Origin of the sequence: Streptomyces sp. NPDC046716 (assembly GCF_040645755.1) — a bacterium.
GTDB lineage: Bacteria > Actinomycetota > Actinomycetes > Streptomycetales > Streptomycetaceae > Streptomyces.
Genome location: NZ_JBEYYU010000046.1, coordinates 51,322 through 75,455 on the forward strand (window position 1 = coordinate 51,322; position 24,134 = coordinate 75,455).

The window sequence follows — 24,134 nt, forward strand, 5'->3', positions numbered from 1 at the left end:
TTTCGAATCCGGCCGGACTCGGGAGGCAAAGACAGGCTCAAACCCCGCTGCCCGGCGCCACACGGCGCCACCTCGGCAGGGTGGACAAGGCCCATCGGCCGTCGAACAAGATCCGCCATGTCTTGACCAGCGCTAAGGCTTCAGCCTGAGCCGCCCCCCGTCCCACGGAGGCCGAGACCCGGTTCATTGGCGTGTCCGCGCCGGACGGATCGACGTACTGCTTGCCGTCGACCAGCCGAATGGACGAGTGATCGTAGACACCAAACAGCACCGTCTCTTCGTTCAGGATGACCACTTTCAGATCGGGCACCCCGTCGTAAACCCGGTACTCGCAGGAAATTTCCCGGGAGGGCGACACTGCGGACTTCAACTCCTCGACACGGCCCTCAAGTTGTGTGGCTATTGACTTGCACTTGACCCGGATCTCGTCACGGAAATCAGGGTCGTCGACCCGGCCGTCGCCTTCCAGCCGAGCCGGAACGAGCCTGGGGACGCTGAAGTCCGGCGCCAGGATCCGGATACGGATCCTGTCGACCTGCCCCGCCCTGCCTCTCAGAGCGCGCAGCCCCTGCTCGATCTCGTGAAGCAACGTCTCACCGGTGTATCCCATGACACAGAGCTCGATCCTGCCGGTGCCGAAGGCAGCCACCACCTCATCCCCGAAGACCCGCATGATGGCCGTCTGCGCGGGCTGGTTCTCACGCTCTGCCATTGCCGCCGTAAGCTCCTTGATCGCGTCATACAGCACGTAGGCGACAAGGCTGAGCAGCGCACCCCCTACGAATGCCTTGCCTTCGAGTGCGTTGCCAACAGGCTTCACAAATCCCGCGACCAGGCCCGTCAAGAAGATGGCCAGCAGGACGACTCGCACGGTCCACGCCTCATAGCGTTCATGAAACGATCTCCGCCAACCACCGTTCCGCTGCGGCCCGGTACCCCCATTTGACGTCATAGGACCATGGTCACCGAGCGTCGCAAAGCTGGCAAGTACGTTGACTGCACACCGAGTTGCCGCACAACTTGAGGGTCAGCCCAGCCATTCCCGCATGATCGTCGCAATGGACCGGGTGGCCGGTACGGAGATGACGCCCAGCGGCGGCGCCCCATGCAGAAGCACGCTGTGAAGCTTGCGCGCCGTAGCCGCCAGCAGGCCTGTTCGATCCACTGCGCGCCCTGCGTTCCGCAGAGTGAGGGCCGACCTGATGACATCCGTGAAAACAGACTGGGCGCGCTTGTAGGCGAGGAGCAAGGGAAGATCGTCATCGAGCCCGACCGAGCTGGCACTACCCTCGACGTCCCGCCACTCCTCCACGACCCGCTTCTCCTGCACCTCTGGGTAGCGCATCAGATGGAGGTGCGTGGCCAAGTCGTAGAGCGGATCCCCGAACATCGCCAACTCCCAATCGATGACCCAGAGCCGGTCCGACGGATCGAGAATTAGGTTCTCCCGGTGCAGGTCGGCGTGGAGCAGCCGAAAGGGGCGCTCGCGTAGCCCGGCCACTTGTTCGCGCAGGCTCTTGAAGGCATCTCCAGGGATCCCGAGCTCGGCAAACAGGTCCCCGTACAGATTCCGGTGCTTTCGGTAGACACTCATTTCCGTGAAACGGATCAGCCGCTCAAGAAATCCGTTCGTATCGCCGTCGCGCACCCTGTCCTCAGCAGCACAAAGACACTTGACAGTCAGTGTGGCGGGCTGAATCCGCGCCAACTCGGCGAACACATTCAGAATTTGCCGCATGATCGCTTCAGGAATCTCGTCGCCGACACCGTACCTGGCCCCCAGTGTCTCGCCCTCGACAAAACGCTGGAGCCGCACTCCCTTGGTCTCGATGAGCTCCGGAACACTTGTGATGCGTCCCGTCAGGGCTTCAACCACAGCCTCCTCCGACGGGAAACACCGCCGGTCGAACCAGTAGAGACCCTCGCGTGGCTCCCGGCACTTCCAGCGCACCGAGGCCAGGTGGTCCGATGCGCCCTTGAGCGAGATGACGTACGTCTCATGGTGATAGCCCTTCAGAGGCCCCTCGATCTCCGGTTCACTCCGGCTGAGGGTCGCTGCCGTACGACGCGCCCGCGAGGTCTTCTCCACTGCCATTGCCCACTCCGCAGAATCGACGCCCGTGCCACACCGATGGGGGAGCACGCTACTCCGTGCCAAAGGTCCGAAGCGGACGAAAGCAACGCGTACCGACCCGACTGTCCCCGGAAGTGGGCATTCCTGTCCGCACGTGCGAGCCTTGCGTCATGAATGAGAGGAACCATGCACATCGCCATGGCCGATTGGCAGGGCTCATCAAGCGGGCCTCGGGAGTGATTTTCGACTTCGATGGCCCGATGTGCCGCCTCTTCCCGGATGGTACAGCTCCCCAGGCCGAGGAGATCAAGGAAGCCATGTTGCGGGCTGGAGGTGTCCGGCTGCCAGGCACCATGACGGCACTGCGCGACTCCCACGCCATTCTTCAGGAACTGCGCCGAGACACGTCCGCGACCGCCGGCCTGGCCGCCGACCTGGTGACACGCGCCGAGTACGTGGCCGTCCAGACGGCCAGAGCGTCTGACCACCTTCACGCGGTGGTCACGCAACTGGCCGCCGCAGGGGTCGGACTCGCCGTGGCGAGCAACAATGACGCCGGTCCCATTTCGGCCTTTTTGAATCAACACGGCCTAGCTGGTCACTTTGGGAATCGGGTCTACGGGCGTGATCCCCGTGCGCTGGACAGAATGAAACCCGATCCGGACAGCGTCCTACGCGCGTCGGCGGGCTTGGGTCTGAAGCCGGAATTCTGTCTCATGGTGGGAGACAAGGTCACGGACCTGGAAGCCGCCCAAGCGGCAGGAACCTTGTTCCTCGGCTGCACCGACAATGAAGCAGAAGGAAGCCAGATGGCCAAGTTGGGAGCGGACGCCGTCGTGGACTCGCTGGCACCACTGCTGGATACCGTGCTGACTCTTACGGCACAGGGCAACCATTGACCCAGAAGGGTGGAACAGTGCACTTTCGCAGATGGTCACCTCACTCGCAAGAGCGTCGAACAGCCGCAGCAACTCCCTGAATCTCAAGCGAAACTCAAGGAACTGAAACCCGGGAGCGGCGAGGACCGTGAAGCCCTCTCCTAGAGGTAGGTACTGGCGCCCCTCGGCATCCACGCCTCCCGCGGTCACCACGGTGCTGAGATGCGTCGCACCCTTGACACCGGGCGGGCGGAGGCCGGCGCCTCGACCCACAGCGCTTCCTCGACCACCTACTCGTCGAAGTCGGCACGCGGCGGGACTCGTTCATCGCTTTCCTAGGCTCAGCGCGCGCCCGGTCCCTTCTCCAGGAACCGGGCTCCGTGGCCCTTGCACCAGCACAGGATCAGCTGCTCGATCGCGCTCGTCTTCGGCAGCCCACGCAGTCGCAGCGGCCGCTCCGCCGCCTCCAGGGCCCGGTGCACCTCCAGGGCCGCCATCTCCAGTTCATCGGGCCCGAACGAGGAACCGAGCGTCCACACCGCTCGCATCACATCGGGATACACGGACTGCGCACGCTCGAAGTCGACGTAGTGCGGCAGATCGCTCGTCACACCGTCCGTCGCCTGCTCCCGTCCCTCCTCCTTCATCGCCCGGCACCACGCCTCGACGACCTCGTCCCATTGATGGTGCGGATAGCGCATGCGCACCAGATGGGTGGCGAGGTCGTGCAGCGGGTCCCCGTACATCGCGAGTTCCCAGTCGACGCAGATCAGGGGACGTTTCGGCCGGTCGAAGGCGAGGATCACGTTGTCGCGGTGCAGATCGCCGTGCAGCAGGCTGAAAGGCCGGTCGTGGAGCCTCGGCACCCTCTCCGCGAAACCGATCAGTGCCCGTCCCTCCACGCCCAGCGATGCGAACAGCCCAGCGAAGGCAACCCAGTTGGGCTGCCGGATCTGGGTGTCGGCGGCCAGCGCGAGAGTCCTCAGGAACTCCGCGCTCTGCCCCAGGAGGTGGCCCAGCCGGGACCACGCGGGCGGCGGTGGCGGGAGCTCGTCGATCCGCACCCTCGTCATCCGAGCGAGCTCCCCGGCCAGGGCCCGCACCGTCTCGGACTCCAGGAACTCGCCGGCCGGGCAGGTCAGCGACAGGGGAACCCCCTGGACGTAACTGTGGACCGCCACGCCGTCCCGCCGCGCCAGGCAGCACGGCACGTTCTCGAGAATCGGGCGCACCGCGCCCAGGACCGGCGCCTCGTCCTGCCACATCCGGATCACCACCGGCAGGGCCCCCGGCTTCCGGGCCCGTACGGTCACCAAAGCCGGTGTCCCCAGACAGCCGCCGAACCAACCGGCCATGGTGGCCGGCAGACACACCACCCGGTTGGTGTTGTGATGGCCCTCCATCACCGCGCCGTTGCTTTCCGCGTACGTCATGAGCGCGGCCCATTGGGAGTCGTCCAGCGTCGGGGCCTTGACCGGGCGCGCGGGGGAAGAGGCAGACACAAGCGTCTCCAGCATGTCCATGCAGAAGTCCGGACAGAAAGGCTGCACGATATCGACCTGCGGCCCCGCTCAGAGGCCCTATGCAGCGAACGGCTGATACCGGCAGAGGAAACCCACACTTCCGAAATCCGCGTTCGACAGCCGAACGGTTCCTGACCGGTCTCGGCCCACCCCGCTCACTCGGCCGGGCGCTCCCCGACGGAATCACGCCACCGCTGCCGGAGGACCGCGAAGACGATCACTCAGACCTGACCGGCATCCCGGGCCACGTGCTCCCAGAGCCCGTCGAACATCTGCTGCTCGGCCTCGACGAAAGCGGTCTCCATCGGGCCCCCGGCCCGGTCGAACGCGAACATCGGGGTCTCGAAGCCCCGCACATCGCACAGGGGCACCGGGGTGCCGTTGTCGTAGTCGTCGACCTCCCGCAGGATCCGCTGCGGGATGTAGTGCCCGATCAGGGCCTCCCGCCGGTTGAGCAGATAGACCTTGCGGGTGGGCGTGCCCGTCAGACGGCGGAACTCCGTGCGAACGTCGATGCCGCCCACCCGGCGAAGGAGGGTGAAGTTCTGCTCCAGGACCGTCTGTTGCGCGGCCAGTTGGTTCCTTGTGCGCCGGCGGAGCGCCGCGTCGAGCTCGGCGTCGTGCCCCCAGCCCTTCTCCGGCGCCGGATAGTCGAAGAACAGGTCGCTCGCCGGGAGCAGGACGCGTACGTGGACCGAGCGGGGCCGGCTCGTCCCCTCGAAGACCTGCCGCAGCGGCTCGCCCAGCGACACCATCAGGGTCTCCGCCGTCAGGCACACCACGTCGAGGCGTACATCCGACTCCTGGAACGCGGCGACCAGCCGGGGGCCGAGAATGCTGCGCGCGGAGCGGGATCCGCTCGGCAGGGCCGCCGTGGCCCGCTCGGCGACCTGCGGCGGGCTGCCCTTGCTCACGTTGGTCAGCAGGCCGTCCGCCCGCAGCAGCTGCAAAGCGCCCCGCACAGCGCCCCGCTCCACCCCGAACTCCTCGGCGAGCGCGGCCTGCGTGGGCATGCGGTCGCCCGCCCCGAGCACCCCGGTCCTGATACGGGTCCGCAGTTCCTCGGCTATGTCCTCGGAGGTGGGACGGAGCGCCGGGACGCTCTTGTCGTTCACCACGGCACGATCACCTCCGCAGTACCGATCAGCAGTACCGATCCGCAGCACCAAGTCGCGTCAACTCTACGCCAGTTGGCAGCCAACTCCACCGACTTGTCAGCCAGAACGGTGGATCCGCAGGTCAGGACCGGTGCAGCAGAATTCCGAGCAGTTGTTGCAACGACTGGACCACCTGAGAGGCGCCGGCCTCCCGCAGCATCCGCTCCTTGTCCTCGTTACGCGCGTAGCCGAGAAAGGCGATGCCGGCGGCCTCGGCCGCGCGCAGGTCCGTGGGGGTGTCACCGATCATCAGGGCAGTGGCGGGGGCCGCGCCCATGGCGTTCAGCGCACGGTTGAGGCAGTACGGATCGGGCTTGAGGAGGGTCAGGTCCTGGGTGCGGCCGTAGATGTGCGGCTCGAAGCAGGCGGAGAGGTCGCGTCCGGCCAGATACCGCCGGGCCACCTCGGGCGAATTGTTGGTGGTGATGGCGAGGCGGGCGCCGAGCGCGGACCAGGTGCGGATCAGGGGGTCCGCGTACGGGGTGGGCCACGCGGTGGGGACCGCTTGGAGCTCATGGTCGGTGAGACGTTTCTCCATTTCCACGACCAGGTCACTCGACGGCCGCCGGCGCCCCAGGCTGCGCAGCACTCCGTGCGGATCTCTGTCCACATGCCCCTCAGCGGTCAGGGCGTCGCCGAGCCCCTGCGCATCCAGCCAGGCCACCTGCTCCCGCGCGATCCACTCGGCCGACCGCCCCGCGAACAGCCGGCAGATCGGCCCGTCGAAGTCGAAGAGCACATACCGCGCCCCTCGCACCAGCCCGGTCAGTTCCCCGCGGTATTCCGTCTCGTCAGCCACTGAATCAGTCTGCTTCGCCAGATCAGAAGTCACTAGGAGAGTGTCAGGTCCGACGTAATGGTTGCCCAGAGCGCGTCGAACCATTTCTGGGACTCCTCGACGAACGCGCGGTCCCGGTGGCCCGCGCGCTTCTCGAAGGAGAACAGCAGGGCCTGGGTGCCCGTCGCCGAGTACATCTCCAGCTTGGTGCCGCTGTCGATCTCCTCCTCGCGCTTGGTGACCATGTAGTACGAGAGGAGCGCCTCCTCGTGGTTGAGCAGGTAGAGCTTGACGGGGGGCGTGAAGGGCAGGGCGCGGAAGGTCACCCGGACGTCGATGTTGTGCGAGGAGCGCAGCGAGCGGAGGTTGTGGCGCAGCACCTGGCCCTGGGCGTTGCGCTGGGCCAGCCAGCGCTGGTGGACCGCCACGTCGTCGGCGCGGTCGGTGCCGTCGCCGGGGTCCGGGACCGGCACCGGGAAGGCGAGCTCGATGTCGCGGCCGGGCAGCAGGATGCGGACGTCGACGGCGCTCGGGCGCATCCGGCCCTCGTGGATCAGGCGGAGCGGTTCGCCGAGGGCCAGCATGAGGGTCTCGGAGGTCATGCACACCGCGTCGATGCGCACCTCGGGCGCCTGGAACGCCTCGACGAGCCGTGGGGCCAGGGCGACCATCGTGGGCTGCGGCCCGTCGGGCGCGGTGGCCGCGGAGGCGATGCGCGGCGGGCTCCCCTTGCTGCGGCTACTCAACAGGCCGTCGGCTTCGAGGAGTTGGAGAGCCTGGCGGACCGTGCCGCGCTCCACTCCGAACTCCTCGGCAAGGACCGCCTGCGTGGGCAGCCGGTCGCCCGCCCTGAGCTCGCCGGCCTTGATCCGGCGGCGCAGGTCGTCGGCGATCTCCTGGGGGCCCCGCTTTCTGCTTCCGTTCAGTGTCACGTCCATCGTGTCCGCCATGTCCGCCACGCTCTCCCGGGTCACAACCAAATGGTACAACTCCCGTCCATTTGGCGGGAGTTGTTGAAGACTTGTTTTTCAGCGTCGCGAGTTGGGGACAACAATCGTGGGTTGGTAGCCAACTTGGCACCGGATGGTTACAGATGGCGCGCACTCTGCCAACCCGTCGCAGCACCTGCCGAAGCCGATGAAGGGGGAACCGCCATGCCTTTCCTGAGTCTCCTCTCCGCGGTCTTCGTGATCACCTTCGAGCAGCTCGTCCAGTGGCACTACGGCCCGGCCGGCATCGCGGGCCTGCTCCTGCTGGCCGTGGGCGTCAAGGCCAGGAACGCCACCTGCAGTTCCATCGGTGGCGTACTGCTCGCGATCATGGTGGCCGGCCCCGCGCTCCACTAGTGCACGGCCAGTAGTACGCAGCCGAGGACCGGCCCGGTCAGGGACCGATCAGCGTCAGGTCCGTACTGATCGTGTTCCAGAGGCTGTTGAACCACAGGTGGGACTGCTCGACGAAGGTGGTGTCCCGCAGTCCTGCCCCGTGTTCGAACGCGAACAGCATCTGCTGGACACCCGCCGCGTCGTACACGTCGACCCGCTCCCGGTCGAGCTGCTCACCGCGCCTGCTCAGCGTGTAGTAGGCGAAGAGCGCCTCGTTGCCGTTGAGCAGATAGAGCTTGACCGGTGGCGTGAACGGGAGGGCTCGGAACTCCACCCGGACGTCCATGCCGTGCGTGGTGCGCAGGGCCGTCAGGTTGTGCTTGAGCACCTGGCCCTGCGCATTGCGCTGCGCCAGCCAGTGACGCCGCAGCCTGCCGCCCAGGGCCGCCTCCTGCTCGGCCTCCAGGGCCGCCACCGGAGCCGGGGCCGGAAAGGCCAGGTCGATGTCCCGGCTGGGCATCAGCACCCGGACGCGGACCTTGGCCGGTTTCATGCGGCCCGCGTGGATCTGCCGGAGGGGTTCGCCCATCGCGAGGGTCAGCGAGACCGACGTCAGGCACAGGGCGTCGATCTCCACGTCCTGCTGCCGGAAGGCGGCCGTGACCCGCGGGGCGAGCCCCACCATCGTCGGCTGCGGAGGCGCTCCGGGGCCGCGGAACGCGGACTGCGTGTTCTCCGCGACGGTGGCAGGACTGCCCTTCGAGACGTTGGCCAGCAGGTGCTCGGACTGGAGTATGCGCAGCGCCTGGCGCACCGCGGAGCGCTCCACGCCGAAGTCGTCCGCCAACTGGGCCTGAGTTGGCATCCGCTGGCCAGGACGCAGGGCGCCGGAACGGATCCTGGCCCGCAGCTCATCCGCCACCTCGCGGTACGTCCACTGCGTCCGCCGCGGCTCTGGCCGTCCATTGACGGCGGCATGCTCCAGGCTCACACATCAACGGTACAACTTCACGCCATCTCAAGGGAGTTGAAGGAAGGATGGTTATAAGTCGCGCTGCAGCGGAGATAAGTACCAGTGAGTTGGTGACCAACTTGGACGACATGGTCGGACAACCACGGGGGTTGGCGTCGACCACAGAGGTTGGTCTACGCCATCGCTTTGGCAGCAGAGTTGGTCACCACTCCCACCTAAGGGGGTAGGGACATGCCGGTCTTCGCCATCGTCGTCGCCGCGCTGGCCATCGGATTCGAGCAGCTCATCCAGTGGAAGTACGGGCCGATGGGCATCATCGCCTTCATCATGCTGTCCGTCGGTCTCAAGGCCAAGAACACCATGATCAGCGGCATCGGGGCGGCCGCCCTCGTGATGCTGCTGGCCCAGAGCGGCTGACCGGGCTCCCTTCCGGAGGGGAGCCGGGAGCCCGGTCGGTCTTCGGGCAGCGCGTCCCCGGCCTCAGAACATGTCGGGGCACCACGGGCGCCGGGCCGTGCGGAACAGGGCGTCGGCCGCGGCAGCGGCGCCCGTCTCCTCCTCCACCACCCGGCCCAGGGCGGCGAGCCGCACCGCGGACCCGCCGCCCAGCCACAGCGCCCCCAGCTCGCGGATGTCGAGCGTGAGCTGGGGAGCCGCGGCGCTCGGGGCGCAGACCGCGCCGTCGGGCGCCGCCGTCAACGCGAACCGTCCCCCGGCGAGCCCCGCCGCGTCGTGCACCTCGAGCACCAGCTCGCCGGCCGTCTCGTACGTACGCGCCTCCAGCGCCCGTACGACGTCGAGGATCCGCGCCCACAGGAAGTCGGCCCGTGACACCACGCGGGCGGCGCGCGGGTCGGGCAGGAAGTCCGGGAGCAGGTCGTCGGTGGCCCGCAGGCCGCTGCGGACGGACGTGATCCAGTCGATCGAGCAGACGTACTGCCACAGGGCGCGCTCGGCGGCGGGGGTGAGCCCGAACAGATACTGCACGCGCGCCGTGCACTCCGGCTGTATCGCGTCGTTGAAACGGTCCTCGGTGCGGTAGGCGGCCAGGCCCTCCACCTCGCCGCGGGCGTTGCGGTACAGCGCGTAGAAGGGTTCCTTCCACGGGTTGTCGGGGGTCGGGTGCAGGCCGGTGTGCAGCTCCCACCAGTAGGCGTCGCGCGAGACCACGCCCGCGATCCGTCCGCGGATCCGGTCGTGCAGGGCGGGGCCGGCCCTGCGGACCTCCTCGACGCCGACGAGGTCGACCCGGCCGCCGTCGTCGGGGCCGGACCTGCGCGGGTCCAGTCCGGTGCGCGGCACGTCGATCTGCCAGTCGACGGCGTGCGTCGCGGGGCCGAATCCGTAACGCCCGTAGATCGGGTACTCGGCGGCGATCAGGGTGGCGGCCACGTCGCCGCGCTCCTTCGCCTCGGCGAGGTCGGCGGCCATCATGCGGGTGAGCAGGCCGCGGCGGCGGTGGGTGGGGCTGACCGTGACGTTCGAGATGGCGTCCGTGGGGACGGCTGCGCCGCCGGGGAGGGTCAGCTCCTGGGCGAAGGAGCGGAAGGTGGCCACCTGTCGGTCGCCGTCCGGGGGGAACGCCGCCCTGGTGCGGGTCAGGTCGAAATGGGTTCTGCGCTTGGCGGTCTCTTCCGGGGAAGGGGTCGCGGAGCGCAGGAAGCCGGTGTTCAGGGCGCGGACCCAGTCGGGGAGTTCGTCCTCCGTGATGGGCCGCACGTCGATGTCGCTCATGGAGCCACGCTAGGCGGGGTCCTGCCGGGGTGTCGCGCGGATTCCCACCGGGTGCGGCGCCGTCGTGGCTGGTCGTGCGGTTCCCCGCGCCTCTGGGCCGTCCGCCGGCTGCCGGCCGGTGGCCGCTTCTCGCGCAGTTCCCCGCGCCCCTGGAAGCGAGCTCCGCTCGCCCAGGGGCGATGAGATGGCGCACGAAGTGCGCATCTCAGGGGCGCGGGGAACTGCGCGACCAGCCACGACGAGAGCCGCACCCGGCGGACGGCCCAGAGGCGCGGGGAACAGCGCGGCCGGCCCCCACCGAACCCGCGCCCGACCACACCCCCGTCAGTCCCCCAGCAGATCGTCGACCTGCGCCTCGCCCTCCCGGTACCGCCGCGCGATCTCGGCGCTGCAGTCGTCGGCCGTCCGCTGCAACTGCTGCCTCCTCCGCGACACCTGCTGCTCGTACCGCACGAGCCGCCCCATCCCGGCATGCAGCTCGTCGTCGGTGCGGGCGTCCAGGTCCGACAGCTCCACCTCGGAGAGCATCTCCGAGGCCAGCCGCCGGAACTCCTCGCTGCGCGGCGTCCCGAGCGTGACGTGCCGGGCCGACGAGCGGTAGCGCGTCGGCTGGTCCCGCAGGATCTCCGAGAGCCGGTCCACCACGGGCCCCTCCGGATCCCGCCGCCGCGCCAACTCGGCCCGCAGGATGTCGATCCGGCCCTGGAGCAGCCGCCGCACATAGCTCAGGTCGGCCTCGTCCTGCTGGGAGTCCCGGCGCAGCGTCCGCAGCTCGGCCAGCCGCAGCGTGGCCAGGTCGGGTACGGGAACGGGCCGCAGCTCGGGACTGTCCGTGCGCTGGACCGGCGGCCGCGACAGATGCGTCAGCGACACGGTGGCGGGCTCTGCGGGCGGCCCCGTACTCGTTGTGTGGCTCATGGCATGGGAATCCATGGTGTGTGCTTACCGTCCCCTCGACCGGACTGCCGCCGTACGCCTCCGGCGCACCACGTGTGAGCATGGTGCCACTCCGCGTGGCCACTTAGGGTGCGAGTGCCCCATATCGGCCCCGGATGGGGGGTTCGGACGCCGGGTGTGGCGGGCACGGCATGATGACCGTATGCGAGCAGTGGTACAGCGGGTGGACGGCGCGAGCGTCGTCGTGGACGGCGAGACCGTGGGCGAGATCAAGGGCGAGGGGCTGTGCGTCCTGGTCGGGGTGACCCACGAGGACACCCCGCAGGAAGCGGCCCGGCTGGCCCGCAAGCTCTGGTCGGTCCGGATGCTCGCCGACGAGCGGTCGTGCAGCGACATCGACGCCCCGCTGCTGGTCATCAGCCAGTTCACGCTCTACGGCGACGCCCGCAAGGGCCGCCGCCCCACCTGGAACGCGGCGGCTCCCGGCGAGGTCGCCGAGCCGCTGGTCGACGAGGTCGTCGCGCAGTTGCGGGCGCTGGGCGCGACGGTGGCGACGGGCCGCTTCGGGGCGCAGATGCGCGTGTCCCTGACGAACGACGGCCCGTTCACCGTCCTGATCGACGTCTGAGCTAGGGCTCGACGACGACTTCCTGGGCCGCCGCCGTGGTCTCGGCGAGCAGCGGGGCGTCGACCGGCACGTTCCGCTTCACCAGCGCGAGGGCGATCGGGCCCAGCTCGTGGTGGCGTACGGACGTGGTGACGAAGCCGATCTTGCGGCCCTCGGGGCCGTCGGCGGCCAGCCGCACCTCGGCGCCGTGGGCCGGCAGGTGCACCTCGCTGCCGTCGAGGTGCAGGAAGACGAGGCGCCGCGGCGGCTTGCCGAGGTTCTGGACGCGGGCGACGGTCTCCTGCCCGCGGTAGCAGCCCTTCTGCAGGTGCACGGCGCTGCCGATCCAGCCCAGCTCGTGCGGGATGGTGCGGTGGTCGGTCTCGAAGCCGAGGCGCGGGCGGTGCTGCTCGACGCGGAGCGCCTCGTACGCCAGCAGGCCGACGGCGGGCCCGTGCTCGGTCGCGTAGGACTCCAGGTCGGCGCGCGGCAGGAACAGGTCGCGGCCGTACGGCGTCTCGCGCACGGCGGCCCCGTCGGGCACCGGGGCGATGGAACCGGCCGGCAGGTGCACGACCGCGAACTCGGCGGTGCGGTCGGCGGCCTCGACCCGGTAGAAGAACTTCATGGACTCCAGGTACGCGAGGAGCGCCTCCTGGGTGCCGGGCTCCACGTGCGCCCACGTGGTGGTGCCGTCGTCCACCAGGTACAGGGCGTGCTCGATGTGTCCGTTGGCGGAGAGGATCAGCGCTTCCGTGGCCTGGCCGGCCGGCAGGTCGCTGACGTGCTGGGTGAGCAGCAGGTGCAGCCAGCTCAGCCGGTCGTCGCCGGTGACGGTGATGACCCCGCGGTGCGAGAGGTCCACGACGCCGGATCCGTCGGCGAGGGAGCGCTGCTCGCGGAACAGGTCGCCGTAGTGGGCCGCGACGCCCTCGTCCACGCCCTCGGCGGAGACGGCGCCGGGCAGGGTCAGCAGGGGGCTGCTCGGTGAAAGTCGCTGCATGTTCACACAGACTACGACGAGCGGGCGGACGCGCTTATTCCTGCGCCCGGGCCTGCGTCCCGGCGGCCTTGGCCTCCGTGCAGCCCGCGCACCGGCCGAAGATCGCGAAGTGCTTCAGATCGGTGTCGAAGCCGTACTCGGCGCGCAGCTTGTCGGTGAACTCGCGGGCCACGTCCACATCGGCCTCGATCACGCTCGTGCAGTCTCGGCACACCATGTGGATGTGGTGGTGCCGGTCGGCGAGGTGGTACGTGGGGGCGCCGTGGCCCAGATGGGCATGGCTGACGAGCCCGAGCTCCTCCAGGAGCTCCAGGGTCCGGTAGACCGTCGAGATGTTGATCCCCGACGCCGTCCTGCGTACTTCGCCCAGGATGTCGTCGGGGGTCGCGTGCTCGAGGGTGTCCACGGCTTCGAGGACAAGCTGTCGCTGCGGCGTCAGCCGGTAGCCGCGCTGCCTCAGGTCGCTCTTCCAGTCGGTGCTCACCACACCGTCGAGTCTAGGACTACTTGAAGAAGGCGATGCCGTCGTCCGGCATGTCCGGGAGGTTGCGCGCCATCTCGGCGACCTCCTCCGGGGAGACGACCTTCTTCAGCTGGGCCGACATGTAGGGGCGCAGCGGAACCTCGGGGGTCTGCTTCTCGCCGACCCACATCAGGTCGCTCTTCACGTAGCCGTACAGCCGCTTGCCGCCGCTGTACGGGCCGGAGGCCGCGGTGCGGGCGACCGCGTCCGTCGCGAGGTCGATCTGCGGCTTCTTGTCGGCCAGCTCGCCGTACCAGACCTCGACGACACCGTCGTCGCGGACCATGACGACCTCGACCTTGCGGTCCTTGCCGACGCGCCAGAAGCCGGACTCCGACTCCAGCGGCTTCACCTTGTTGCCCTCGCCGTCGAGGATCCAGGTGTGCGAGTGGTACTCCAGGAAGTCCCGCCCGTCGTGGGTGAAGGAGACCTCCTGGCCGAAGTTGGCCTTCTCGGCGCCCGGGAAGTCGGTGACGCCCGCGCCTGCCCAGTTGCCCAGGAGGAACGCGAGGGGAACGAGGTCGGGGTGCAGGTCCGACGGGATCTGGATCATGGAGTGCTCAATCAGGTGGGGTAGGTCAGCGCTGGCCCTGGTACAGCTTCTTCACGGTCAGACCGGCGAAGGCGAGGACGCCGACGCAGACCAGAACGAGCAGAGCGGAGAAGAAAGCCTCAAGCACGGGGTGCTCCTCGGTGAGCGGAACGTATGCGGATACAGAGCCGGGCCCCACTGTAGTCGGGTGGGGCCCGGCGCACTCGGTGAGGTCAGCCGAGCAGCTGGTTCTGCAGCGCGACGGTCTGCCGGAACGGGATGGCGGAGCCGTGCCCGTCGTCCGTCTGGACCACCAGGGCCAGCACGTCACCGGCCTCGACGTACGCGTACCGGACGCGTTCCTTGCCGTACGGCTTCTGCTCGCCGTAGACGTACAGATGGGTGTGGGGGACCGCGTCGGCGTTGCCCTGGAGCGAGAACTCCTCGTCGAACTTGGGTGCCCCGACCACGGTCGCCAGGCTCTGGTTCACCTGGCTGCGGTACTCGCGGGCGAAGGCGCCCGTATTGAAGCGCAGCAGGTAGACGCTGGTGTGCGTGCCGTCCGGCATGGTCCAGCCGCGCGCCGCGATGTGCCGCAGGCCGCCGTCCTTCAGGGACTGGGCGAGATCGCTCCGCGCTTCCTTGTCGTACGTCTTCAGGTACGTGGCCGTGGGCAGCCAGCCGTCCTTCCCTGCGAGCGCCTTGTCCTCCTCGGCGCCTTCGGGCGCGGGCAGGATCAGCGCGCGCAGGTCGGCGAAGTGCTCCTCGCGGAGGTTGTCCTCGGCGAACGCGGCCGGGGCGTCCTTCGGCAGCGGCGGCCGGACGATCGTGGGGTACTCCCACCGCCCGTCGCTCTCGGTGGCCAGACCCGGCAGATCGCTCCGCTTCTGCTCGGTGACCCCGTACGCGACCCCGGCCCCGACGGCCGCGAACACGACGACGGCGGCGGTCCAGCGCAGAGCGGCCCGCAGGACGCGCCGGTCCTTCTTGCCGGCGGGCGGGGGCGGCGGGAAGAGCGGCGGGTGCGCGGGCGGGGCCGGGTACTGCTCCGCGAGCCGGTCCGGGGTGTGCTCCGGAGCCTGGTCCGGGACCTGGTCTGTCGGCTGGGACGTCATACGAGTTCACCCCGGGACGAGATGTGGTCGAGCTGCTGGGCCAGGAGGTCGGCGACGGCCCCGCTGTCGAGGGAGGACGGGCCGTACGCGGTGACGGAGACCAGGAGGTCGTCCTGGTACGCGCTGCACATCAGCAGGTCCAGCTTGGTCTCCTTGTCGCGGGGCGCGCGGAAGCAGTCCGCGTTGCGGTGCCCCTTGATCTTCGGGCCCTTGCCGAAGACGCCGAGCGCCCGCAGGAACTCGGACCGGAACTCCTTGATGTTGCGGCCCGCCTGCCGGTTCTGGATCTCGGCGAGCTGGGTCTCGACCACGAGGTCGGAGGACTCGGCGGAGTAGCTGCGCACCGCCAGGCCCTTGAGCTTCAGCTTGTCGATCGACTTGTGCTGGGCGTCGCGCTGGCGGGAGGGCAGGTTGTCGGCGCTCTTCTTGAAGCGGGCCGTGGCCTCCTTGCCGGTGATCACCTTCTCGTTGCCGAACTCGTCGATGTCGGGGCCGGGAGCGTAGCCGTCGGGCATCGGCAGCAGGCGCTTCATCAGGTCGTCGTCGGCGGAGCCGGCCGCGCGCTGCTTGCCCTGCTCGGGCGAGCCCCACACCTTGGTGCGGACGGTGCGGTCGGCGTCGTTCACCTTCAGCACAGTGAATCCGGCGCCGCCGGCCACGGCGAGCACGACGACGCAGGCGACGGTGACGGCGGGCCAGCGGCGACGCCGACGCGGGGCCTCGGACTGCGGATCCACGGGCTGCGGGAGCGCGGCGGCCGGCTCTTCGGGCCGCGGAGACTGGTCGCTCACAGGCGCTCCAACTGCCGCTTGGCGAGATCCATCGCGGACTTCTTCGAGATCGGCTTGGTGTCGTACATCCAGATGTCCATCACGATGTCGCCGCGCGCGGCGAGCGTGTGGGACGTGTACATCGGCAGGTAGCCGGGCTTGGTGTCGGGCCGTTCGTAGACGTAGACGCGGCCCTCGGCGCTGCCGGGGATCGGCTCGCCGTCGTTGCCGGAGTCCTCGGTGGCGAAGTCGCCCTGCACGCTGACGTAGTCCTGCGAGGCGAGGTGCTCGGTCTCGCGGAACTGGACGAGGTTGACCGCCGTCGTGGACTGCCCCCGCTGCCAGGACACGGTCGCGGCCCGCCGGAAGGAGTCGGCGGACAGATCGCGGAAGGCGTCGGCCGGCCGGTCGTAGTCGGCGGCGAACCCGAACTGGTCGACCCAGCCCTGCGGGATGCCCGTCGCCCGCTGGGCGCCGGAGGGCTTCGGCACCAGCAGCTTGCGCAGGTCGCCGTCGGTCTTGATCCGCCGGTCCTGCGCCGCGGAGAGCGCCTCGGGAGCCTTGCCGCCCTTGGTCTGGGCGACCTTCTGCTGGGCGAGCGGCGGCAGCGGGTCGGGAGCGCGGCCCGCCTGGACGACGTAGCCGGTGCACAGGCCCGCGACGACGCCGAGCACGGCGGCCGCGCCGATCAGCGCGGGTGTGCGGGCGCGGTGGCGCCGGGGTCTCTCCCCGGGCGCGATGTGTGGTGCTTGTTCGTGATCCAACAGGTCCCCCCACAGAACTCGAAGCGCGGATTCCGTTCTCCGCGCACAGGAGACCCACAGCGATACTTGAAGGTTGCACGTAACGTGATCACGAATCGGTCACCGTCGGGGCGGGCGCCGCTCCCCGTCCGGTTCGTCCCACCACCGGTCCTCGGGGCCCTTGCGGTTGGCGACGATGGCGGCGAAGGGCGGGATGACCATGGCGACGACGCACATGATCACGGCGGCGGGGACCGACCAGAGGCGCACGACGCCCCAGGCCAGGACGAAGAGGGCGATGCAGACGCCCATCATGGCGAAGTAGGCGTGCTTCCGCCGCGCGTACATCTCTCCAGCCTAAGCCCGTGCGCGCCGCGCCGGGCAGGCGGAAAGGCGCAAGCCGAAGGGCCGCACCCCGTCCAGTGGCGTCCAACCCCTGGGGTGCGGCCCTTCAGCCGTCACGCGTGATCGCCGGGTCGCTCAGACCGCGATCGCGACCTCCGCGAGCCCGCCCGTCTGGGCGACGACCGTGCGGTCCGCCGTGCCGCCCGGGACCAGCGCGCGCACGGTCCAGGTGCCCTCGGCCGCGTAGAAGCGGAACTGGCCCGTGGCCGAGGTCGGGACCTCGGCGGTGAACTCGCCGGTCGAGTCGAGCAGACGGACGTAGCCCGTCACCGGCTCGCCGTCGCGGGTGACCTGACCCTGGATGGTGGTCTCACCGGGCTTGATCGTCGAGGCGTCGGGGCCGCCGGCCTTCGCTCCACACATGCTGAACTCCTAGATACGAGAGGTCGGTTGAGGTCTTACTTGTTGGCGCCGAGCTCGATCGGCACGCCGACGAGCGAGCCGTACTCGGTCCACGAGCCGTCGTAGTTCTTGACGTTCTCCTGGCCGAGCAGCTCGTGCAGCACGAACCAGGTCAGGGCCGAGCGCTCACCGATGCGGCAGTACGCGACGGTGTCCTTGGACAGGTCGACCTGCTCGTCCTCGTAGAGGGCCTTGAGCTCCTCGTCCGACTTGAAGGTGCCGTCGTCGTTGGCGTTCTTCGACCACGGGATGTTGCGCGCGGACGGGACGTGGCCCGGACGCTGCGACTGCTCCTGCGGGAGGTGGGCCGGGGCGAGCAGCTTGCCGGAGAACTCGTCGGGCGAGCGCACGTCGACGAGGTTCTTGTTGCCGATCGCGTCGACGACGTCGTCGCGGAAGGCGCGGATCGACGTGTCCTGCGGCTTGGCCTTGTACTGCGTGGCCGGCCGGTTCGGGACCTGCGCGCCGTCGACCAGGTCGCGGGAGTCCAGCTCCCACTTCTTGCGGCCGCCGTCGAGGAGCTTGACGTCCTGGTGGCCGTAGAGCTTGAAGTACCAGAACGCGTAGGACGCGAACCAGTTGTTGTTGCCGCCGTAGAGCACGACGGTCGTGTCGTTGCCGATGCCCTTCTTCGACAGCAGCTCCTCGAAGCCGGCCTGGTCGATGAAGTCACGGCGGACCGGGTCCTGGAGGTCCTTGGTCCAGTCGATCCGGATCGCGTTCTTGATGTGGTTCTTGTCGTACGCGGACGTGTCTTCGTCCACCTCGACGATCGCCACGTTGTCGTTGTCGAGGTTGGCCTCGACCCAGTCGGCGTCGACCAGGACGTCGCTGCGGCTCATGCTGTTTCCTCCGGGGCAGTTGCGGCAGGCATGCTGAACGGATGTGTGCGGGTGCGCACGGTGACCCCGAGTCGTGTGTCGCGTCTCAAGGGGCCCGGAAAGCGGGAATCGGGAATGCGGCCCGGTGGCCGACCGCCCCGCTCAGGCGGTGCGACAGAGCATGGCGGCGACGCGGCACAGGTCTACTGCCCGCCGCTTCGTGAGGTCCGCCTGTCGCTTCATGACACCGATCGTAAGGACGCACCGGCGGCCGTGTCACCGACGTGTCGAATAATGAGACGCGATCGACCGACATGTGAGATCGATGGCCTGCCGAAGCCACCGCCGCCGGGGTCCGGGCGCGCCGTGGCACCGCTCACTCCTGCTGGGCGGACACCTCCGTCTCGCACTGCGGACGGCCGGTCCTTTCCGGGTGTGCGGTTTTCGGATACGCGGTCTGCCCTACCCGACGAGACGCAGATCCGAACCCGACACCGAGATCTCGATGCCGTCCTCGACCGCCTCGACCTTGTTCAGCTTGATGTCCGCGGGCAGATCGTCGATCGCCTGCTGGAAGTCGGTCACCTCGCGCAGCGCCGTTTCGCCGAGGTCGAACGAGCCGACCTTCGGCAGGCTGTCGGCGCGGGCGGAGAGCTTGCCGCCGGTGACCTTGACGGCGCTGGTCACGGTGGGGCGCAGGGTGCCCAGCGGCGTCTTGAAGGCGATCGTCACCTTGGCCTTGCCGTCACCGGCGTACGACAGGCCGTCGATCTGCGCGCTCACGCCGGGGGCGACCCGGGCCGGGCCCGCCTTCCGTACGGCCTTGAGGAGTTCGGCGTAGGAGATCCGCGCGGTGCCGGTGGCGGAGGCGGCGGTGGCCGAGCTGTAGCTGCTGTCGAACTTCACGCCGTGCATCTCGGCGTTCATGTCCGCGATGCGGATGCTGCCGTCGGCGTTCTTGGCCTCGTAGTCCTCGATGCCGATCTTCACGTCGTCCAGGGTGCCGTCGGCGACCTGGGTCAGGAACGGGAAGCCCTCGATCGACACGGAGGGAGTGCTCGCGAGGCCCTCGCTCTCCCGGATCTTGTCCGCGGCCTTGCTCTCGGCGATGTTGACCGCGACCCGGTCGGCAATCACGAACAGGCCGCCGAGGATCACGACAAGGATCAGCAGTATTCGCAGTGCACGCATGTTCGGGAGCGTACCCGGGGCGAACCCGGCCCCTCCGGCGTTTGAGGAGCGGGGTCCGGGGCGGCGCCCCGGGGTCCCGCCCCGGCACGACCGGCGTCAGCCGACGACCCGCCCCAGCACGTACACGACCGGAGCGGCGGCGGCGAGCGGCAGGGCGACGCCCGCCGTCATGTGGACGAAGCGCGACGGGTAGTCGTACGACGCGACCCGGTGCCCGATCAGCGCGGCCGCCGCGGCGCCGAGCCCGAGCAGCGCCCCGCCCGAACCGACGCCGGTCAGACCGCCGGCGGCGATCCCCGCCCCGGCCCCGGCGAGCAGCGCGACCACGACGGAGACCGGGGTCGGCAGCGGCAGCGCGCGGGCCACGACGGCGACGGCCACCGCGATCGCGCCCACCGTGACCGCGTCCGGGTCGGCGGCCAGGTGACCGGCCGCCACGATCGCGAGCGCCGCCGAGACGACGGTCGCCATCAGGCCGTACATCCGCTCGTCCGGCGAGGCGTGCGAGCGCAGTTGCAGGACCAGGGTGAGCAGCACCCAGACGCCGAGCGTGCCGAGGATCGCGGCGGGCCCGTGCTCCCGGCCGGCCGCGAGCAGCGCGATGTCCGCGACGACGCCGCCGAGGAAGGCGAGGGCGATGCCCTGGCGGGCGGGCCACATGCCGTTGAGCCGGAACCAGCCCGCGGCGGTGACCGCCTGGAGCAGCACCAGCGGGACGAGCAGCGCGTACGAGCCGACGGCGGCGCCGCCCGCGAGCAGCAGACCGAGCACCGCGGTGAGGCCGGCCGGCTGGATGCCCGGCTCGATGATCGGCGAACGGCCCTCGGCGCGGGCCCGCTGGGCATCCGTGACGCGGGCGTTGCCGGTGACGGTGGCCGGGCCGTAGCCGGGCCCGTCGTCGGCGGCGGCCGGTGCGGGGGCGGGCTCGGGGGCCGGAGCGGGGGCCTGCGGCGCCGGCTCGTACGGCCACTCCTGCTGCGGGGGCAGCGGCTGGGCCTGCTGCTCGCCGTAGCCGTACTCCTGTTGCTGCTGCGGCAGGTACGACTGCTGTTGTTGCTGCTGCTGGTACGGCTGTTGCTGTTGATACGACTGTTGCTGCTGTTGCTGCTGCGGGTACTGCTGCTGTTGCTGGTACTGCTGCTGCACCGGCGCCGGCTGGACCTGGGTGTCCCAGGTCTGCGCCTGCCAGTACTGCGTGGGCTCGGCGTCGTACGGCTGCTGGTCGTACTGCTGCTGGTGCTGCTGGTGCTGCGACGGGTCGTACGGGTACTGCTCGTTGCTGCTCATCGGTGTCACCCTCCTGCGAACGGCGGGAGCACCTCGACCGTGCCGCCCTCGGCCAGCCGTACCGTCTCATGGCCGCGCGTCCCGACGGGGTTTCCGTCGACGAGGAACGAGCAGCGCTGCAGTACCCGGACCAGTTCCCCGGGGTGCCGCTCGCGGGCCGCGGCCAGGGCCGCGCCCAGGTCTTCGGCGTCGTACGGTTCCTCGGCCACGCCGGCGGCCGACTTGGCCGCCGCCCAGTAACGAAGGGTGCCGGTTGCCACAGGGCGCTCCTCTCCCCGCTTCCACGGTCTGGTTCTCTGATCGGCGTCCTATTGTGCGGTACCCGCGGTACGGGCCCACTCACCGATCCGGGCGAGCAGCGCGTCGCTCGCCGCGTGCTCCGCGTGTCCCATGCCCTCCTCCAGCCACAGCTCGGCGCCGCCCGCGGCGGCCTCCGCCAGCATCCGGGGATGGTCGACGGGGAAGTACGGGTCGCGGTCGCCGTGCACGACGAGCAGCGGCGTCGGCGCGATCAGCGGCACCGACTCCACCGGCGAGAGCGGGATCGGGTCCCAGTCGTACGGATGGATACGGGTGCGCAGGCCGAGCCGGCCCACCATGCGTCCCGTGGGCCGTGTGACGACCCAGTGCAGCCGCCGCATCGGAGCGGTCCCGCGGTAGAACCACCGGGCCGGAGCGCTCACCGCGACGACGGCGTCGGTCCGCGCTTCCGTGCGCCCTCTGTGCAACGCCGCGTGCCGCAGCACCACGGAACCACCCATCGAAAATCCGACCGTCACGACCCGCTCGTGCCCGAGCGAGCGCGCCCAGGCGACGGCCGCCGCGAGATCCAGCACCTCACGGTCGCCCACCGTGGAGCGCCCGCCCGAGCGCCCGTGCCCGCGGAACGTGAACGTGACCACGGCCGCACCCTGCGCGAACACCTCGGCCGCGCGCCGCACGTGAGGCCGCTCCAGATCGCCGGTGAACCCGTGCGCGAGCACGATCACCGGCCCGTCGGCGGGCCCGGATCCGGGCTCGTACGCGGCGTCGATCGCGACTCCGTCCTGTGTCCGGAGCATCACGCGCCGCGCTCGTTCAGTGATCGGCCGCACAGAAGATCCACGTCCTTCACCTGCCGGACCCCTACTCATGTGGGCTATTCTGCTGGGCGAAGGACTCGGGCAGTGCAGCCCCCGGGTCCTTTTGTGCTTTCAGGAGAGTTGTATACGACCTCACTCCCGACGGCGCGGGGCCCGGGGCGCGGGCCCACGACAAAGGCCGTACAGCAGTACGAGCAACACGAAGCAGTGCCGCAAACGTCCTCGCAGGGACCGAGGAGGAACCAGACGTTATGGGCGAGCGAACCGTGCACGAACGTAGGACGACCCAGGCCGGTGGGGCGCGATGAGTTCATTGCTGCTCCTGACCAATGCCCTTCAGCCGTCGACGGAGGTGCTGCCCGCTCTCGGCCTGCTTCTGCACAACGTGCGCGTGGCTCCGGCAGAGGGCCCGGCCCTCGTCGACACCCCCGGCGCCGACGTGATCCTGATCGACGGCCGCCGCGACCTCCCGCAGGTCCGCAGCCTCTGTCAGCTGCTCCGCTCCACCGGACCCGGCTGTCCGCTGGTCCTGGTCGTCACCGAGGGCGGCCTCGCCGCCGTCACCGCCGACTGGGGCATCGACGACGTACTCCTCGACACGGCCGGTCCGGCCGAGGTCGAGGCCCGGCTGCGGCTCGCCATGGGCCGCCAGCAGATCGTCGCCGACGACTCCCCCATGGAGATCCGCAACGGCGACCTGTCGGTGGACGAGGCGACCTACAGCGCCAAGCTCAAGGGGCGCGTCCTCGACCTCACCTTCAAGGAGTTCGAGCTCCTGAAGTACCTCGCGCAGCACCCGGGCCGGGTCTTCACCCGCGCCCAGCTGCTCCAGGAGGTCTGGGGCTACGACTACTTCGGCGGCACCCGGACCGTGGACGTCCACGTACGACGGCTGCGCGCCAAGCTGGGCCCCGAGCACGAGTCGCTGATCGGCACCGTGCGCAACGTGGGCTACCGGTTCGTCACCCCGGAGAAGCCGGAGAAGGGCGAGCGGGCGGACAAGGAGAAGGCGGCGGAGAAGAGCGAGAAGGCCGCTTCCTCCGCCAACCAGGACGAAGCGGACACGGCCGCCGCCCGGCGCACCGAGACGGTTTCGGCCGACTCGTAGCGAGCAGGTTTACGCCCTGCCCAGAGGGTGGTCCATCCGCGTAGACTCCGCGCGTGGCCAAGGTGACTCGGGACGACGTTGCGCGACTGGCGGGTACTTCGACCGCCGTCGTGTCCTACGTGATCAACAACGGACCCCGGCCGGTCGCCCCGGCCACGCGCGAGCGCGTTCTCGCCGCGATCAAGGAGCTGGGGTACCGGCCGGACCGGGTCGCCCAGGCGATGGCCTCGCGCCGGACCGACCTCATAGGCATGATCGTGCCGGACTCGCGCCAGCCGTTCTTCGCGGAGATGGCGCACGCGGTGGAGCAGGCGGCGTCCGAGCGCGGAAAGATGGTGCTCGTCGGCAACTCCGACTACGTCGGCGACCGCGAGGTGCACTATCTGCGCGCGTTCCTCGGCATGCGGGTCTCCGGCCTGATCCTGGTCAGCCACGGTCTCAACGATCTGGCGGCGACCGAGATCGAGGCGTGGGACGCCCGCGTGGTGCTGCTGCACGAGCGGCCCGAGGCCATCGACGACGTCGCCGTCGTGACGGACGACCTCGGCGGCGCCCAGCTGGCCACCCGCCACCTCCTCGAACACGGCTACGCGTACGTGGCCTGTCTGGGCGGCACCGCCGAGACGCCGTCCGTCGGCGACCCGGTCTCCGACCACGTCGAGGGCTGGCGGCGCGCGATGCAGGAAGCGGGCAGATCCACGGAGGGCCGGCTCTTCGAAGCCCCCTACAACCGCTACGACGCGTACAAGGTGGCGCTCGAACTGCTCGCCGGGCCGCACCGGCCGCCGGCCATCTTCTGCTCCACCGACGACCAGGCCATCGGGGTGCTGCGGGCCGCGCGCGAGCTGCGCATCGAGGTGCCGGGCGAGCTGGGCGTCGCCGGGTTCGACGACGTGAAGGAGGCGGGGCTCACCGATCCGCCGCTCACCACGGTCGCGTCGGACCGGCCCGCGATGGCGCGGGCCGCCGTCGATCTGGTGCTGGACGATTCACTGCGGGTCGCCGGGTCGCGGCGCGAGCGCTTGAAGCTGTTCCCGTCGCGGCTGGTCGTGCGGCAGTCCTGCGGCTGCGCTTAGGGGTCTCGTGGTCGGCTGCGGGCCGGCGGGGCTTCTCGCGCAGTTCCCCGCGCCCCTGAAGGCATGCGCTGCGCGCGCCTTCCCCTGCCCCTGAGCGAGCGCAGCTCGCTTCAGGGGCGCGGGGAACTGC

At 69.7% G+C, this 24,134-nt stretch carries 29 protein-coding genes; 6 read left to right on the forward strand and 23 right to left on the reverse strand.

Annotation, left to right across the window (positions count from 1 at the left end; genetic code table 11):
• Positions 1-37: 37 nt before the first annotated feature.
• Both ABZ930_RS29240 and ABZ930_RS29245 read right to left on the reverse strand, forming a co-directional pair.
• Positions 38-871 carry a hypothetical protein gene (locus tag ABZ930_RS29240; RefSeq protein WP_361554038.1) on the reverse strand — a complete coding sequence of 278 codons (834 nt, stop codon included), beginning with the start codon at positions 869-871 and terminating at the stop codon, positions 38-40.
• A 156-nt stretch (positions 872-1,027) separates the two neighbouring features.
• Positions 1,028-2,095, reverse strand: coding sequence for a phosphotransferase (locus tag ABZ930_RS29245; RefSeq protein WP_361554041.1), 1,068 nt, complete (start codon positions 2,093-2,095; stop codon positions 1,028-1,030).
• A 149-nt stretch (positions 2,096-2,244) separates the two neighbouring features.
• Between ABZ930_RS29245 and ABZ930_RS29250 the strand changes: the two genes are divergently transcribed.
• On the forward strand, positions 2,245-2,973 hold the full coding sequence (locus ABZ930_RS29250) for an HAD-IA family hydrolase (RefSeq protein ID WP_361554044.1): 729 nt from the start codon (positions 2,245-2,247) through the stop codon (positions 2,971-2,973).
• 320 nt (positions 2,974-3,293) lie between these two features.
• On the opposite strand, the gene ABZ930_RS29255 is transcribed toward ABZ930_RS29250, so the two are convergent.
• From ABZ930_RS29255 to ABZ930_RS29270, 4 genes are all read right to left on the reverse strand, one after another.
• Positions 3,294-4,454, reverse strand: a complete 1,161-nt coding sequence (locus ABZ930_RS29255; protein ID WP_361554047.1) for an aminoglycoside phosphotransferase family protein — start codon at positions 4,452-4,454, stop codon at positions 3,294-3,296.
• Positions 4,455-4,696: 242 nt separating this feature from the next.
• Positions 4,697-5,590 carry a GntR family transcriptional regulator gene (locus ABZ930_RS29260; protein ID WP_361554049.1) on the reverse strand — a complete coding sequence of 298 codons (894 nt, stop codon included), beginning with the start codon at positions 5,588-5,590 and terminating at the stop codon, positions 4,697-4,699.
• Positions 5,591-5,714: 124 nt separating this feature from the next.
• On the reverse strand, positions 5,715-6,515 hold the full coding sequence (locus ABZ930_RS29265) for an HAD family hydrolase (protein ID WP_361554052.1): 801 nt from the start codon (positions 6,513-6,515) through the stop codon (positions 5,715-5,717).
• On the reverse strand, positions 6,464-7,360 hold the full coding sequence (locus ABZ930_RS29270; RefSeq protein ID WP_361554120.1) for a winged helix-turn-helix domain-containing protein: 897 nt from the start codon (positions 7,358-7,360) through the stop codon (positions 6,464-6,466). Before ABZ930_RS29270 ends, ABZ930_RS29265 begins: the two co-directional genes overlap by 52 nt.
• Before the next feature lie 204 nt (positions 7,361-7,564).
• Between ABZ930_RS29270 and ABZ930_RS29275 the strand changes: the two genes are divergently transcribed.
• Positions 7,565-7,756 carry a hypothetical protein gene (locus tag ABZ930_RS29275; RefSeq protein ID WP_111665462.1) on the forward strand — a complete coding sequence of 64 codons (192 nt, stop codon included), beginning with the start codon at positions 7,565-7,567 and terminating at the stop codon, positions 7,754-7,756.
• A 37-nt stretch (positions 7,757-7,793) separates the two neighbouring features.
• Here the strand turns inward: ABZ930_RS29275 and ABZ930_RS29280 are convergent, their stop codons facing one another.
• On the reverse strand, positions 7,794-8,726 hold the full coding sequence (locus ABZ930_RS29280) for a winged helix-turn-helix domain-containing protein (protein WP_361554055.1): 933 nt from the start codon (positions 8,724-8,726) through the stop codon (positions 7,794-7,796).
• Positions 8,727-8,939: 213 nt separating this feature from the next.
• Here ABZ930_RS29280 and ABZ930_RS29285 point away from each other — a divergent pair, with 213 nt between their 5' ends.
• Entirely contained in the window at positions 8,940-9,125 is a 186-nt protein-coding gene (locus ABZ930_RS29285; protein WP_361554058.1) for a hypothetical protein, read from the forward strand.
• Between the two features lie 63 nt (positions 9,126-9,188).
• Here ABZ930_RS29285 and ABZ930_RS29290 read toward each other — a convergent pair whose 3' ends face one another.
• Together ABZ930_RS29290 and ABZ930_RS29295 are read right to left on the reverse strand one after the other, a co-directional pair.
• Positions 9,189-10,442, reverse strand: a complete 1,254-nt coding sequence (locus ABZ930_RS29290; RefSeq protein WP_361554061.1) for a GNAT family N-acetyltransferase — start codon at positions 10,440-10,442, stop codon at positions 9,189-9,191.
• 324 nt (positions 10,443-10,766) lie between these two features.
• On the reverse strand, positions 10,767-11,360 hold the full coding sequence (locus ABZ930_RS29295; RefSeq protein ID WP_361554064.1) for an ABC transporter substrate-binding protein: 594 nt from the start codon (positions 11,358-11,360) through the stop codon (positions 10,767-10,769).
• Between the two features lie 181 nt (positions 11,361-11,541).
• On the opposite strand from ABZ930_RS29295, the gene dtd reads away from it, so the two are divergent.
• Positions 11,542-11,967: a D-aminoacyl-tRNA deacylase gene (gene dtd / locus ABZ930_RS29300; protein WP_361554067.1), complete on the forward strand. Its 426-nt coding sequence runs from the start codon at positions 11,542-11,544 to the stop codon at positions 11,965-11,967.
• Between the two features lies 1 nt (position 11,968).
• Here dtd and ABZ930_RS29305 read toward each other — a convergent pair whose 3' ends face one another.
• The 14 genes from ABZ930_RS29305 to ABZ930_RS29370 form a co-directional block, all read right to left on the reverse strand.
• Positions 11,969-12,949 (reverse strand): folate-binding protein, encoded by a 981-nt coding sequence (locus tag ABZ930_RS29305; RefSeq protein ID WP_361554070.1) that lies wholly within the window; start codon positions 12,947-12,949, stop codon positions 11,969-11,971.
• Between the two features lie 34 nt (positions 12,950-12,983).
• The gene (locus ABZ930_RS29310) at positions 12,984-13,436 is read right to left on the reverse strand and encodes a transcriptional repressor (RefSeq protein WP_361554073.1); all 453 of its coding nucleotides are present in this window, start codon (positions 13,434-13,436) and stop codon (positions 12,984-12,986) included.
• A gap of 16 nt (positions 13,437-13,452) precedes the next feature.
• The gene (locus ABZ930_RS29315) at positions 13,453-14,025 is read right to left on the reverse strand and encodes an FABP family protein (RefSeq protein WP_361554076.1); all 573 of its coding nucleotides are present in this window, start codon (positions 14,023-14,025) and stop codon (positions 13,453-13,455) included.
• Positions 14,026-14,237: 212 nt separating this feature from the next.
• The gene (locus ABZ930_RS29320; protein ID WP_361554079.1) at positions 14,238-15,119 is read right to left on the reverse strand and encodes a hypothetical protein; all 882 of its coding nucleotides are present in this window, start codon (positions 15,117-15,119) and stop codon (positions 14,238-14,240) included.
• Positions 15,116-15,910: a hypothetical protein gene (locus ABZ930_RS29325; protein WP_361554082.1), complete on the reverse strand. Its 795-nt coding sequence runs from the start codon at positions 15,908-15,910 to the stop codon at positions 15,116-15,118. The genes ABZ930_RS29320 and ABZ930_RS29325 overlap by 4 nt, the downstream gene beginning before the upstream one ends.
• Positions 15,907-16,653 carry a hypothetical protein gene (locus ABZ930_RS29330; protein ID WP_361554085.1) on the reverse strand — a complete coding sequence of 249 codons (747 nt, stop codon included), beginning with the start codon at positions 16,651-16,653 and terminating at the stop codon, positions 15,907-15,909. The genes ABZ930_RS29325 and ABZ930_RS29330 overlap by 4 nt, the downstream gene beginning before the upstream one ends.
• Positions 16,654-16,752: 99 nt before the next feature.
• On the reverse strand, positions 16,753-16,980 hold the full coding sequence (locus ABZ930_RS29335) for a DUF3099 domain-containing protein (protein ID WP_361554088.1): 228 nt from the start codon (positions 16,978-16,980) through the stop codon (positions 16,753-16,755).
• 132 nt (positions 16,981-17,112) lie between these two features.
• Positions 17,113-17,400 carry a DUF1416 domain-containing protein gene (locus ABZ930_RS29340; RefSeq protein WP_054232391.1) on the reverse strand — a complete coding sequence of 96 codons (288 nt, stop codon included), beginning with the start codon at positions 17,398-17,400 and terminating at the stop codon, positions 17,113-17,115.
• 35 nt (positions 17,401-17,435) lie between these two features.
• Entirely contained in the window at positions 17,436-18,281 is an 846-nt protein-coding gene (locus ABZ930_RS29345) for a sulfurtransferase (protein WP_361554091.1), read from the reverse strand.
• Positions 18,282-18,422: 141 nt separating this feature from the next.
• The gene (locus tag ABZ930_RS29350; protein ID WP_351257108.1) at positions 18,423-18,503 is read right to left on the reverse strand and encodes a putative leader peptide; all 81 of its coding nucleotides are present in this window, start codon (positions 18,501-18,503) and stop codon (positions 18,423-18,425) included.
• Between the two features lie 219 nt (positions 18,504-18,722).
• Positions 18,723-19,451 (reverse strand): DUF2993 domain-containing protein, encoded by a 729-nt coding sequence (locus ABZ930_RS29355; protein WP_361554094.1) that lies wholly within the window; start codon positions 19,449-19,451, stop codon positions 18,723-18,725.
• A 96-nt stretch (positions 19,452-19,547) separates the two neighbouring features.
• On the reverse strand, positions 19,548-20,738 hold the full coding sequence (locus ABZ930_RS29360; RefSeq protein ID WP_361554097.1) for a hypothetical protein: 1,191 nt from the start codon (positions 20,736-20,738) through the stop codon (positions 19,548-19,550).
• Positions 20,739-20,743: 5 nt separating this feature from the next.
• Entirely contained in the window at positions 20,744-20,998 is a 255-nt protein-coding gene (locus tag ABZ930_RS29365; protein WP_361554100.1) for a MoaD/ThiS family protein, read from the reverse strand.
• A gap of 48 nt (positions 20,999-21,046) precedes the next feature.
• Complete coding sequence (locus ABZ930_RS29370) at positions 21,047-21,799, reverse strand: alpha/beta fold hydrolase (protein WP_361554103.1); 753 nt, start codon at positions 21,797-21,799, stop codon at positions 21,047-21,049.
• A gap of 325 nt (positions 21,800-22,124) precedes the next feature.
• Between ABZ930_RS29370 and ABZ930_RS29375 the strand changes: the two genes are divergently transcribed.
• Together ABZ930_RS29375 and ABZ930_RS29380 are read left to right on the forward strand one after the other, a co-directional pair.
• The gene (locus tag ABZ930_RS29375; RefSeq protein ID WP_361554106.1) at positions 22,125-22,928 is read left to right on the forward strand and encodes a response regulator transcription factor; all 804 of its coding nucleotides are present in this window, start codon (positions 22,125-22,127) and stop codon (positions 22,926-22,928) included.
• A gap of 53 nt (positions 22,929-22,981) precedes the next feature.
• The gene (locus tag ABZ930_RS29380; protein ID WP_351455156.1) at positions 22,982-24,004 is read left to right on the forward strand and encodes a LacI family DNA-binding transcriptional regulator; all 1,023 of its coding nucleotides are present in this window, start codon (positions 22,982-22,984) and stop codon (positions 24,002-24,004) included.
• The last annotated feature ends 130 nt before the right edge of the window (positions 24,005-24,134 follow it).